This window comes from Paenibacillus sp. FSL K6-2524 (genome assembly GCF_038005525.1).
GTDB lineage: Bacteria > Bacillota > Bacilli > Paenibacillales > Paenibacillaceae > Fontibacillus > Fontibacillus anaericanus.
The window spans coordinates 624,076-637,100 of record NZ_JBBOSP010000001.1; the positions used below are offsets into that span (position 1 = coordinate 624,076).

At 44.3% G+C, this 13,025-nt stretch carries 12 protein-coding genes; 9 read left to right on the forward strand and 3 right to left on the reverse strand.

Going from position 1 to position 13,025, the window contains the following annotated elements; all coding sequences use genetic code 11:
- Nucleotides 1-55: 55 nt before the first annotated feature.
- The 5 genes from NST85_RS02665 (at nucleotide 56) to NST85_RS02685 (ending at nucleotide 6,346) form a co-directional block, all read left to right on the forward strand.
- Nucleotides 56-2,785, forward strand: a complete 2,730-nt coding sequence (locus NST85_RS02665) for an alpha-mannosidase (protein WP_341188467.1) — start codon at nucleotides 56-58, stop codon at nucleotides 2,783-2,785.
- Between the two features lie 100 nt (nucleotides 2,786-2,885).
- A complete protein-coding gene (locus tag NST85_RS02670; protein ID WP_341188468.1) occupies nucleotides 2,886-4,790 on the forward strand; it encodes a beta-N-acetylhexosaminidase in 1,905 nt (634 codons plus the stop codon).
- A 177-nt stretch (nucleotides 4,791-4,967) separates the two neighbouring features.
- Nucleotides 4,968-5,429, forward strand: a complete 462-nt coding sequence (locus NST85_RS02675; protein ID WP_341188469.1) for a DUF5360 family protein — start codon at nucleotides 4,968-4,970, stop codon at nucleotides 5,427-5,429.
- Complete coding sequence (locus NST85_RS02680) at nucleotides 5,426-5,995, forward strand: TetR/AcrR family transcriptional regulator (protein ID WP_341188470.1); 570 nt, start codon at nucleotides 5,426-5,428, stop codon at nucleotides 5,993-5,995. The genes NST85_RS02675 and NST85_RS02680 overlap by 4 nt, the downstream gene beginning before the upstream one ends.
- 24 nt (nucleotides 5,996-6,019) lie before the next feature.
- Nucleotides 6,020-6,346, forward strand: a complete 327-nt coding sequence (locus NST85_RS02685; RefSeq protein WP_341188471.1) for a DMT family transporter — start codon at nucleotides 6,020-6,022, stop codon at nucleotides 6,344-6,346.
- A 101-nt stretch (nucleotides 6,347-6,447) separates the two neighbouring features.
- Here the strand turns inward: NST85_RS02685 and NST85_RS02690 are convergent, their stop codons facing one another.
- From NST85_RS02690 to NST85_RS02700, 3 genes are read right to left on the reverse strand one after another with little or no spacing between them, the layout of a single operon-like run.
- On the reverse strand, nucleotides 6,448-7,305 hold the full coding sequence (locus tag NST85_RS02690; RefSeq protein ID WP_341188472.1) for a sugar phosphate isomerase/epimerase family protein: 858 nt from the start codon (nucleotides 7,303-7,305) through the stop codon (nucleotides 6,448-6,450).
- Nucleotides 7,306-7,317: 12 nt separating this feature from the next.
- The gene (locus NST85_RS02695) at nucleotides 7,318-8,196 is read right to left on the reverse strand and encodes a sugar phosphate isomerase/epimerase family protein (protein WP_211350140.1); all 879 of its coding nucleotides are present in this window, start codon (nucleotides 8,194-8,196) and stop codon (nucleotides 7,318-7,320) included.
- Nucleotides 8,197-8,232: 36 nt separating this feature from the next.
- The gene (locus NST85_RS02700) at nucleotides 8,233-9,291 is read right to left on the reverse strand and encodes a Gfo/Idh/MocA family protein (RefSeq protein WP_341188473.1); all 1,059 of its coding nucleotides are present in this window, start codon (nucleotides 9,289-9,291) and stop codon (nucleotides 8,233-8,235) included.
- A gap of 130 nt (nucleotides 9,292-9,421) precedes the next feature.
- On the opposite strand from NST85_RS02700, the gene NST85_RS02705 reads away from it, so the two are divergent.
- From NST85_RS02705 to NST85_RS02720, 4 genes are all read left to right on the forward strand, one after another.
- Nucleotides 9,422-10,282 carry an AraC family transcriptional regulator gene (locus NST85_RS02705; RefSeq protein WP_127193038.1) on the forward strand — a complete coding sequence of 287 codons (861 nt, stop codon included), beginning with the start codon at nucleotides 9,422-9,424 and terminating at the stop codon, nucleotides 10,280-10,282.
- 10 nt (nucleotides 10,283-10,292) lie between these two features.
- Nucleotides 10,293-10,622, forward strand: coding sequence for a thioredoxin family protein (locus NST85_RS02710; protein WP_341188474.1), 330 nt, complete (start codon nucleotides 10,293-10,295; stop codon nucleotides 10,620-10,622).
- Nucleotides 10,623-10,777: 155 nt separating this feature from the next.
- Nucleotides 10,778-11,884, forward strand: coding sequence for a hypothetical protein (locus NST85_RS02715; protein ID WP_341188475.1), 1,107 nt, complete (start codon nucleotides 10,778-10,780; stop codon nucleotides 11,882-11,884).
- Between the two features lie 161 nt (nucleotides 11,885-12,045).
- Nucleotides 12,046-13,023 carry an AAA family ATPase gene (locus NST85_RS02720; protein ID WP_341188476.1) on the forward strand — a complete coding sequence of 326 codons (978 nt, stop codon included), beginning with the start codon at nucleotides 12,046-12,048 and terminating at the stop codon, nucleotides 13,021-13,023.
- Nucleotides 13,024-13,025: the final 2 nt, after the last annotated feature.

The window sequence follows — 13,025 nt, forward strand, 5'->3', positions numbered from 1 at the left end:
GGCCGATATTTCCTTATGATAATAGGGTTTATTTGAAAGGGGAGTCATCTGGGTTATGGCTAACAAAAGAACCGCACATATCATTTCCCACACGCACTGGGATCGGGAATGGTATCTACCTTATGAGAAGCATCATGTCCGTCTAGTCCAGTTGGTGGATGCATTATTGGATAAATTAGATGGGGACTCGGAATTCAAGAGTTTCTATCTTGATGGACAGACAATCATCCTAGAAGATTACCTCCAAGTACGACCGGAGAACAAGGAACGTTTGGAGAAATATATTACTGAGGGACGTCTATTGATCGGCCCATGGTACATTCTGCAGGATGCATTCCTAACGAGTGGAGAAGCGAACGTACGTAACATGCAGATCGGGCACCAGGATTCTAAGCGTTACGGCGAGCCTTCAAAGATCGGCTATTTCCCGGATACGTTTGGTCTAGTGGGACAAACCCCGCAGTTGATGTTGCAATCCGGTATCACCAATGCGTTCTTCGGACGTGGTGTGAAACCAACTGGATTCAATAACATGGTATCGGACGGCGACTATGAGTCATCATTCTCCGAGTTGATTTGGGAAGGTCCAGATGGATCTAAAGTGCTCGGCATTTTGTTTGCTAACTGGTATTCTAATGGGAACGAAGTACCTACCGATGAAACAGAGGCCAAAGAATTTTGGGATAAGAAGCTGGCAGATGCAGAGAAATATGCTTCGACAGATCAACTTCTGTTCATGAATGGTTGCGACCATCAACCGTTGCAACTTGATCTACCGGAAGCTATCCGCAAAGCGAAGGAATTGTACCCGGATACGGAATTCATTCATTCGAACTTCCCGGATTATCTACGTGCGATTGAAAGTGCTAGCGATCGTGAATTGTCGTCGGTAAAAGGCGAGCTTCGCAGCCAACGTACCGATGGTTGGGGCACGCTTGTAAATACCGCGTCAGCTCGTGTCTACCTGAAGCAGATGAATCAGGAAGGACAAGCGATTCTAGAGAAGGTCGCTGAACCCCTTGCATCTATCGCTCATGTGTTGGGACAAGACTATCCGCATCATCTGTTTACGTACGCTTGGAAGACCTTGATGCAGAACCATCCACACGATAGTATTTGTGGTTGTAGCGTGGATGAAGTGCATCGTGAGATGGTTACACGCTTCGACAAGAGCCGCCATGTCGCTGAGAGCATCATCGATGACAGCAAACGTATCATTGCTGAGGCAGTGAACACTGCAGGCTTTGCTGAGTTTGGCGAAGACCCGCTACCACTACTCGTGATGAACACGACGGGATGGAGCCGTACGGGAACGGTATCGATCGAGTTGGATGCTGCCCGTTTGTATTTGCGGGAAGGTTTCACGCTTGAGGAGACTGCACAGCGGATGAAGGACATTGATCTTTCCGGCCGTCTGTTGGTTGATGAGCAAGGAAATGTGCTGAATTGCACGGTGGAAGATTTAGGTCTTTTATTTGGTTACGACTTACCAGACGATAAATTCCGTCAGCCTTATATGTGTCGTAAGGTCAAACTGACGTTCCAAGCAGAGAACGTTCCAGCTATTGGCATACGCACGTATGCATGGGTACGGAAAGCAGGAGCTCCAGCTCAAAGTGATTCTTTATTCACGGGAGACCGTACAATGGAGAATGCTACGTTGAAAGTGAATGTTGCGGGCGACGGTTCATTCACACTCACAGACAAAACAACAGGCCGCATCTACAGTGATCTAGGGGTATATGAGAATACTGGAGATATCGGTAACGAATATATGTACAGACAACCAGATGGTGAGAAGACGTTGACGACGAAGGGACTTACTGCAGGGATCTCCGTGCTGGAAGATACACCTTATCGCGCTTCGGTAGAAGTTACCCATGAGTGGGAAATTCCTGCATCAGCAGATGATAAATTAGATGAAGAACAACGGGCACTGGTATATTACCCAGAGCGTACTGCACAGCGGAGCAGCCGTACTGTGATCATGAAGATCCGAACTGTCATTTCCTTGGAGCAAGGTGGAAAAGGCGTACAGATCGAGACGAAGCTGGATAACCAAGCGAAGGATCACCGCGTTCGGGCGCTGTTCCCTACGGATCTAGAAGCTTCAGTACATCAAGTTGATTCAATGTTTGAGGTTGTGGAGCGGGATAATGTTCCTGCGCCAGAATGGCAGAACCCTAGCAACACGCAGCACCAACAAGCTTTCGTTGACGTAAGCGATGGAACTGCGGGGCTAACCGTTGCGAACCTGGGTCTGAACGAGTATGAAGTACTACGTGACGGACGTAATACGATCGCCATCACATTGCTTCGCAGTGTGGGAGAACTAGGCGATTGGGGATTGTTCCCTACACCAGAAGCACAATGCCTGGGTGAACATACTGTCCATATGGAGCTTATTCCACACACTGGAGACGGTATGACTTCCGGCGCTTACGCTGAAGCATATCAATTCCAAGTTCCATGGACTGTAAGCCAAAGCGACGTTCATGAGGGACCGATTGCTCCAGCATATACTCCATTTAAATGGGAAAGTGCTGAGCTTGCCTTCTCTTCGATGAAGATGAATGAAGAGAGTGGAGATCTCATGTTACGTTGGTACAACATGAGCAAAGAACAAACGGAGCTTACCTTAAGTACAGATATTCCTTGTGAGCACTTCTACAAAACAACGATCTTGGAAGAGGCGATGCCGCCTCTAACGAAGAATGCCGTAGGTGGTTTATCTATGGTGGTTGGTCCATGTGAGATTGTGACGACAGGTCTTCGTCTTTATTAAGTAACTAAAAGGGGGGCTTTTTAAGTCATTTTGGATGACAAGGGGAGCCCCCTTTTATTCATAATAAAAGAAGACAATTAGACTAGAGGAGGTAGAGAAAGTGAAGATACATTTAAACGGCGTGACCCAAGAGATATCGCAAGGCGTAGCTCAGTTGGCTGATATGCTTGGGTTACAACTTCACAATGAAGGTTTGACCATCGACATAATTCAAGAGGAAGGCCCCCTGAAGGTTTCACTAAGCGAAGGCCAGGGACGTATCCACTATCAGAATAAGATTCATTTCTACCGTGCGCTTGGACTATTTGTCGAGCATGCCAAAGAAGGCGGTTCATTTGAGGTAACGGAACAGCCGAGATTTGATTTCAATGGGACGATGCTAGATGTATCACGCAACGGAGTTATGACAACGGATACAATTAAGCAATTTATTCGCTATATGGCGGTCATGGGGCTAAACGGTTTGATGATATATACCGAGGATACTTATGAGGTTGAGGAGTTGCCATACTTCGGCTACATGCGAGGCCGTTACACAGTTGAAGAATTAAGGGATTGTGACGATTATGCTGATATGTTTGGGATTGAAATGATTCCATGCATACAAACGCTAGGTCACCTGCCTCATGCATTGAAATGGGATTATGCCAGTCAGATCAAGGATCATAACGATATCTTGCTCCCGAGTGAGCCCAAAACCTATGAATTTATTGAGCAGATGATCGGTACAGCGGCAAAGACGTTCCGTTCGAAACGAATTCATATCGGTATGGATGAAGCGTTTCAAGTTGGATTAGGACGGTATTTACGTGAGCACGGTTTCCGTGACCGCTTTGAAATTATGAATGAACACGTAAGCAAGGTTCTAGAAATCACAAATAAATATGAGCTGCATCCAATGATTTGGAGCGACATGTATTTCAATCTGCTCGCGAATGATTATCAGGGACATTTATATAACCCTAATGCAAATTTTTCGGACGAGAATATGGATAAAATCCCTGAAGGTGTTCAGTTTGTATATTGGGATTATGGTAAAGGTGATGAAGCAAGTTACGAGAAAATATATGATATGCATCTAAAATTTGGCTCGCTGCCGATCTTTGCAGGTGGAATTCATATGTGGAATTCTATCGTGCCAAATTACGGTAAGACATGGACTATAAGTCATCCGGCGCTTCGAGCTGCTAAGAACAAAGGACTGAAGGAAGTCTTTTCGACTGCTTGGGGTGACAATGGAAATGAAACGAATCATCTTGTCATTTTAGCTGGACTCCAGTTGTTTGCAGAACATGGGTATGGAGATGATGTGGATGACGAGCATCTAGCCAAACGTCTGAAGACTTGTACGGGCTTAGATTTATTTGAACCGCTGGTCTCGCTCAAGTATATGGACGAAGTTCCAGGTGTGGATGAAGGCAACCACTGGATGGCTAACACTTCTAAATTCCTGCTATGGCAGGATTTAATGATAGGGTTGTTCGATGGGCATATTGGAGCTGAGACTGAGAGCATGTTGCCGGGATATTATGCTGAGATGGAGAAGAAATGGTGCAGATGCAAAGAGACTATGCCAACTCCTTTCCATGAGTTATTCGCATGCTATGAGAAACTAGCTGCTGTATTATCGGTGAAATCGACGCTGGGTGTACGTATCAAACGTCATTATGATGCCAAGCAATTGGGAGAATTGACCTCGATCGTCAGTGACGAATTACCTAAATTAATCTCTTTAGTTGAAGAGCTTCGCTTGGCAAATCGCAAAATGTGGATGCTCACCTACAAAGCCTTTGGCTGGGAAGTGCTTGATATCCGTTACGGTGGATTGAAGGCTCGGATCCAATCTGCCGGAGATCGAATTCTGGACTATGTAGAAGGTCGTGTCTCTACGCTAGAAGAATTGGATGCAGAGCGTCTGATCTTTGACCAGAGCGGTGTGCCAACGGCACCGCTTAATGTGAATGCAACTTATCAGTCAATTGTAACTGCGAACGCACTGGTCTAAAAATAAACCAGTTCAAGAAGGTTACCCATCATGAGGGTAACCTTCTTTTACATTTCATGAGATGGGGATATAGTCCCCTTTTCTTTGACACTTAGAGAAGAATTTGATACGCTGGAAAACAAATAAACAAAAATGTTTTCTGTATTTTCTGATAACTATTCAAATGGAGGCGGCTAAATGAGCAGAACTTTAAAGAGATTTATGCTCTTAACGGATGTCGGCTTTATCATCTATTGGGGAATCACTTTTCTTGGATGGATTCCTAAAGAGTATTTATATCAGGATTACAGTAATCCATTGCTGGTTGCTTGGAATGTGTCTTTCCTTCCGCTTGATTTATTCATCTCGGCTACAGGTTTGACAGCCTTGTATCTATGCGCGAAGAGCAATGACAATCCTGCGTGGAAGTCACTCGCCTTAATATCCTTGGTTTTGACGTTCTGTTCAGGGCTGCAAGCCATTGCCTTCTGGAGCATCCGTGGAGACTTTGATCTCTTCTGGTGGATCCCTAATTTATTTCTGTTGCTGTATCCATTATTCTTTATACCGAGGTTTATTCATTCGGAAAGAGGGGCTACACTACCAAGAGGTATAAGATCAAATACGGATAACATGAAGGAGACGAAGTTTAAATTATGAGAGAACGTATACTTCAGGCTGTCGCCGCCGAGGTGGATTATCGCGGGTTGAAGTTTTCGATACGGGATATCACTTCAAGACTGGGAATCAGTTCGAAGACATTATATCAGCAGTTTGAATCCAAGGAATCGCTGGTCTTGGCACTAGTCAAGCAATCTATTGGAGAAATGCGGGCAACTGAAGCTGCAATTAGAGAAGACGAATCCCTACCTACCCTAGAAAAATTGAAGCAAGCCCTGATCATATTGCCCGGTGGAATTGCGATGAAAGATGTACGTTTGCTAGATGAACTCCGTAACGGATATCCGGAAGCTTGGAGATATGCCGATGAATATATGAGGGAAGGCTGGATCGGTATTCGGGCATTGGTAGATGAAGGGGTAGAGCAGGGTATTCTTAAGGAGTTTAATTTTCACCTATTTGTACAAATGTATATTGGCTCCATGTATCGGTTGATCGAATATCAGGTATCCCGGGCTGGGGAAATGACTCTTATAGAAGGTATTACACAAGTCGTAGACATTCTGCTTGAAGGGATTTGTAGTGATAAGAGTAACCATAAATAAAATATTTAGAAGGTAGTGGTGGGAATGGCATACTTGTGGCTTGCAATAGCTATCGTATTTGAAGTATTGGGGACGACGTTCATGAAGCTATCGGAGGGATATACGAGACTGTGGCCTTCTATTGGTATGGCTGTGTTCTATATCTTGAGTTTCAGTTCACTAGGCATATCACTTAAAAATTTAAATGTAGGCACAGCATATGCGATATGGTCGGGTATGGGTACAGTATTGATCGTGTTAATCGGCATGATCTTCTTTAAAGAAGATCTCACATGGATGAAGGCCATCTGCCTAATGTTGATTATTGCCGGGGTAATTGGTCTAAATTTGTCGGGCAGTGCTCATGCATAAGGAGAATAACGTACTAACAGGACTGTACAGGTGGATAACGAATAGAGAAAAAGGGCTTACTTAAGATCAACGTGATCTTAGTTAGCCCTTTTGTAATAAAATTAAACTTCGCTCCAAATACGTTTCACGTTATCCAGTGCAATTTTAGTTCCTTTTGTACATTCTTCCATACCTTCATACTCGATGGATAGATATCCATCGTAACCGGACTGCTTCACAATGCGGAGGATTTCCCATAAATCAAGATCTCCTTGTCCGCTTATCGCACCACGAAGGAAGTTTCCGCTAGCACTTGGGAACCAGCCATCTCCTGGATTGCGGTGTGCAGGACGAATATAGAAATCCTTAATATGCACCATCGAAGCGAACGGAATGTTCTTCTTCACTGCAGATATAGGATCTTCATCCACGCAGACGAAGTTGCCGACATCAAGTGTCGTCTTGAAGTTTGGACGATTAACGGCGTGGAGCAAAGCTTGCACGCGGTCGCTGGCTTGAACATAATATCCGTGGTTCTCCACGCTTGTGATAATACCGTATTGTTTAGCATGATCAGCAATTCTTTGGCAAGCTACAGCGATTCGGTCCAGATCCTCATTGAAATTCACAATGGAGGTATCTGGGCGGGAAGCTACGTCATGACGCATCAATTTTGCTCCAAGGCGGTTGGCACGATCTACTTCGCTAATAACACGAGATATTTCTGCTTCATAAGCCTCTTCAGAGTCAGTGATGAAGTTGGCTCCAATCGCATAATTGGAAACGTCAATGCCCATTGCTGCAGCTTTCTCACGGATCTGATCCTCCAACTCAGGATTGCTTTCGAAGTCGAATCCAAACGGAACGATTTCAATGTGCTCGCCGCCATTTTCCGCTACCCACTCTATGGCCTCAAGAATGTTCATGTTACCTGAGGCCATAGCCTGATACAAACTATAAGAACTTACTCCTAATTTCATGATTATCTCTCCTTATTTACGGTAAGCTTGGATGAATTGCACGGCTTTACGGATGTCTTCTTCTGGGGAAGAGCCGACTTCGCGTTCAATCGTCAGGTAACCGTTATATCCGATTTCCTGAAGGGCAGCGAAGTAAGCTGGGAAGTCCACTGTACCTTCACCTAATGGAACTTCTTCAAATGCCGAACCCGATGCGGCCATTTCAGCAATTTTCTCATGAGACATTCCGCCATAACCAAGATAACCATACACATCTCTTGGATCTACAAGACGCATACGTTTACCATCTTTAACATGCGTGTGGACAATATAGTCCCGCAGTGTCTTAACGCCCTGAACAGGGTCATCGCCAGTCACCATAACCATGTTAGCGGGGTCAAAGTTAACGGATACACCTTTTGTCGTCATGGTGTCGAGGAATGCTTTTAGATGTGAGGCAGGTTCTGGACCGGTCTCAATGGCGAAATAAGCATTCATACTGTTCGCATATACGCCTAGTTCTTCAACTGCCCGTTGCATAGAGTCGTAAATTTGGCTGTTTGGATCTTCGGGAACAATACCAATATGAGTAGTCACGATGGAAGTACCTAGATCAAGTGCTAAATCAAGAATTCGTTTGGATTTCTCAATTTTATCAGGGTTCACCGCACTATCTTGGAAGCCATGGCCAGCTAAATCGCCACATAGTGCTGATATTTCTAGTCCTAGACCATCAATATAGCTCCGGAGCTCTTTACGTTTGTCTCTCGTCAACACCGCTGGGTCCATCTCGCCAGATACGGCGTAAATTTGCACACCTTCAGCGCCTACTTCTTTCGCTTTCTTTAGACCTTCCATAACGCCTACACCAAAGCTATCGACAATGACACCGATTTTATTTTGCAGTTTCACTTATGCGGCCTCCTTTAATTTAAAAATATATATTTTTTAGAAATGAATTTCACGGCCTGTAGCGGCTGATTCATAGATAGCATTCAGTATTTTGATTATCTCAACACCGTCTTCTACAGGGCTGTTAGTTTCAATGATACCTAGGCAGCTGTCGATGTAATGATTGATTTCATTTTGGAAAGCTCCTTGAAAATCAAAACCTGGAGTTGTAATTTGCGGCTCAATATTAATGATCGTATTATGCTTTTCAGTAGCAATCGAAAGTGTAGGTTCGATTTCTGCTCCACCTTTATCACCGTATACATTGATAGAGGCTGAATCCTGTTTGGCATGGAGCGTGAAGCTGACATCAATCATCAGGGAAGCGCCATTCTCAAAGCGAATCATGGCATTTGCCATATCTTCGACTGTATTGAGCGATGCATCGAAATCGGATGCTTTGTAGAAATCGTAGTTCTCAACATTTGAACGATTACCAAGTTTGTTGTAAGTGTTACCGCTGACAGATTTCACTTTTGGTTTACCCATCAGATACCAACATAGGTCGATAACGTGTACACCGATATCAATCAGTGGTCCACCTCCAGAGCGTTCCTTATCAGCGAACCAACCTCCTGGGTTTCCGAGTCTGCGAGTAAGGCTGGCTTTAGCGAAATAAATTTCACCCAGATCGCCGTTGTCTATAAATTTTTTCAATACGGAAATGTTAGATGCATGGCGACGTACGTAACCCACTTGGAGTAACTTCCCGGTGCGACGAACCGCTGCTTCAACTTGTAGTGCTTCATCGACGGTTTTGCAAAGTGGCTTCTCACACAGTACATGCTTACCGGCCTCAAGGGCAGCGATACTGATTTCAGCATGTGAATTGTTCCAAGTGCAGATACTGATTGCGTCAATCTCTGGATTAGCCAAAAGATCGCGATAATCGGTATATACATGCGGGGCATTGAATTTTTTAGCACCTGCTTGTGCTCTACTTTCGTTCAAATCGCAAATCGCGATTATTTGTGCCTTTGGATTGGATTGATACGCTAATAAGTGTGATTCAGAAATGGAACCGTTACCGATAAGACCTATTTTTAGTTGGCTCATGATTGCGTTTACATCCTTTCGTTATCTATGCCAATTTGCTACAATAGAACAAGTCATTTAGCACAGATATGTTTTATTTGTTCAAGTAACAACAATTTATCACAGTTATGATAAAGGGAGAATGTGTAGGATGACAAAGTATATGGACTATATGATTAGTTCGCGTCCGATCCGCATTTTTAACTCTATAGTGGATTCAAGTAAACTTAAGGTGAAGTCACTTACCGTGATTAATGGCGGACATTTGCCTGGAAGAACCATGCAGCGTAAAGACGCTAATTTTATGAATTGGGCTTTTGTAGTCATTACGGATGGTGGGGGATATTATCAGGTGGATGGTGGGCCACTGCAAAAGGTCGAGGCTGGTAACTGGTTTTGCCTGTTCCCTGGCGCAGTGTTTAACTATGGTCCGAATGACGATGGATACTGGGATGAATATTATTTCACTGTTGAAGGAGATAGAGTAGTTGAATGGGTGGACAATTGGCTTGGTTCTCCCTCATTGATTCATAAAGCGACAATTGATGATGCTCTTCTACATAAGATGGAAATGATGTTCATGCTGATTGATAGCGGGATGCCTAGTAATTTGGATCGCGCATCCATGATGCTCGAGTCGTTCTTATATGAACTGGCTGCTGGCTCCGACGGTAAGGATGAAGGTGGCCCAAGAACGTTCGTACTCAAAGTGATCGAGGATATCTCACAGTCACTCTATGTACCGTTTGAACCTGAAGAGATGGCAAGTAGGCACCATATTTCATTGTCAACACTTCGAAGAATTATTCATGACTATAGTGGGTATCCATTAAATGAATTTCTACATCGGCTCAAGGCTGCGGAAGCGAGAAACATCCTGCTCAATACGGAAATGACCGTAAAGGAAATCGGGGAGTTGCTCGGTTACAAAGATACATTCTATTTCTCCCGGGTATTTAAGAAAATCACAGGGGTATCGCCAAAAAGTTATCGGAATAGTGGGGGCCAATAGAAGAAAGAGGGTGAATGAGATCATAATTCCCGAGATGACAGAACACGAATGGCGGAGTCGTCCAGTGCAGCAGACACCAAATGGTTGCAAAGAAGCCTTGTTCTTCTATACACCCTTTTGTGGTACCTGCAAGCTTACGGAAAAGATGCTGAATATCGTATTGGAGACGGGAACTGTCATTACGGTATCCAAGATGAATATCAATTACACCCCATTCTTACGAGATGCATGGAAAATATCCAGTGTGCCTTGTTTAGTTGTGCTTCAGAACGGAGCTCCTATTCAAATAGAATATGCGATGTCTTCGGTTGTTGAGTTACATCGGTGGCTTCGGGTATAACCTAAGGTGTAAGCCATCCCCCGCATTTGAAATAAAAAAATTGTCGATTCCGTATACTTTCTTCTCTCCCGTATAGGCTAACACACAGTGGCAAACTCTTGCATAGGGTGTAAGGTAATCATTATTTTCGGAACAAAGAAGGGAGTTTGACGGAAATGGCGGAACAGGTCAAACATTATTTTGCACGTGGAAATACAGCGGAAGGGTTGCACAGCTTGGTGGAGTCTGTATATCAGGGGCTGAGCACGATATATGTTGTGCAGGGATATCCTGGAGGGACAGCAACGGTTTTGGGTCGGCTCGCTTCGGCCTGGACTTTGCGTGGTTGGAATATAGAGCTCATTCATCAGCCCTTAGAAAGTAATCTGCTGGAGGGAATCATACTAGAAGATGCGCAGCTCGGGTTGGTAGATGGAGATGCATGGTCAGAGGAGCTCAAGCCAGAAGGAACAGAAATCCGTTATATCGATATTCGTGAAACATTAGACACAGAGAAAATTGCTGAGAACTCTGAGACCATCACGACGTTAGAAAGTGAGATTAGTAATCTCTATGGCAAAGCTTATGAGACATTTCTGAGAACGCTACGCATTCACGATGAGTGGGAGAAATTCTATATCGATAATCTGGACCGTGAAGTTATGAACCAGCTCGCTGAAGAGTGGGGAGATGACTATCTAATACCTCAATTGGAAGAGAAGGTAGGTAAAGAAATTCATCGTTTCCTAGGTGCAGCAACTTCGAGTGGTGCGGTCGATTTCGTACCTAATCTGACAGATAAATTGCAGACACGTATTTTTGTTAAAGGCCGGCCGGGTTCGGGTAAATCAACATTATTTAAAAAGATCGCTAATGCTGCTTTAGATAGAGATATCGATACAGAGATTTACCACTGTGGATTCGATCCACATAGCTTGGATATGCTGATCTTCCCTGAGCTAAGCTTAGCGATCTTTGATAGTACGGCTCCGCACGAGCATTATCCAGTTCGTGAAGGTGATAGCATTCTTGATGTGTATGAACTGGCTATAACGGAAGGTACAGACGAGAAATATGCGGAAGAAGTTGCGGAAGTAAAGGCACGATACACATCCTCTATGAAGGAATCGACTACTTTTTTGACTGAGGCAAAGAGAGTCAAAGACGAGCTACGGGGGATATACTTAGATGCGGTTGATGAAGAGGCATTGTTGCAGCGTTCAGAGTCACTGCTTAATGAAATAGATACTTTAGTTTCAGAAATAACTAGCGCGGCACACTAATAAAATAAAGGCGCCCTCCCACATGGAAGGGCGCCTTTGACTTACAAAGGCACAACGATGTAATTGATCTGCTATAAACCTACCAATCTTTTTGCTATGATGAATAGATTAGAGTTTTAATAATATAGCTAGAGCATACTTTTACAGAGGACGGTGCCTGGATGGAATTGAGGGAAGCAGCAGATGTGGTTGGTCGTATTCGTGAGAACATTGGTAAAGTGATCGTCGGAAAACGAGATGTTATCGATTTATTATTGGCCGCTTTATTCGGCAATGGACATGTTCTCCTTGAGGACGTTCCTGGTACAGGGAAAACACTGCTGGCGAAATCGCTTGCCCGCTCTATCGATGGTGAGTTCAAGCGGATTCAATTTACACCGGATTTACTTCCATCGGATCTCAGCGGTATTCATTATTTCAACCAGAAGACGGGGGAGTTTCAATTCCGTCCTGGCCCCGTTTTTACTCAAGTATTGTTAGCCGATGAGATTAATCGGGCGACGCCTCGGACGCAATCAAGCTTACTAGAGTGCATGGAGGAACGCCAGGTGACAATCGATGGTGTTACACATATGTTGGAAACTCCATTCTTTGTTATGGCTACGCAGAATCCAATTGATAGTCAAGGGACATTCCCATTGCCGGAAGCGCAATTGGATCGATTCTTGATCCGTATTTCTATGGGTTATCCCACTGCTGAAGAAGGAATGAACATCTTGCTTCGTTTCCGCGAGAATAATCCTCTAACCAGTCTGAGTTCGGTAACCTCTGGAGAAGAGATTGCAGCAACACAGAGGTTTACCGCAGGAATCAAAATCGAAGAAGAATTACTAGCTTACATTATACGGATTGTTGAAGCTACTAGAAAACACCCGGAAGTTAGGCTCGGGGCAAGTCCACGTGCGACCGTAGCATTACTATGTGCATCACAAGGGTATGCTTTGGTACAAGGGCGGGATTATGTGATTCCAGATGATATCAAGACTTTAGCGGAACCGGTGCTTGCCCATCGCTTGCTACTCCGTCATAGTCTACGAACTGAGGACAAACAAGGCAAAGATATAATTCGACAAGTCCTGAGTGAGATTGAGGTACCGGCAGAACCCCTTTCGATGATAAAGGGCAAGCAGGTGAACTAAAG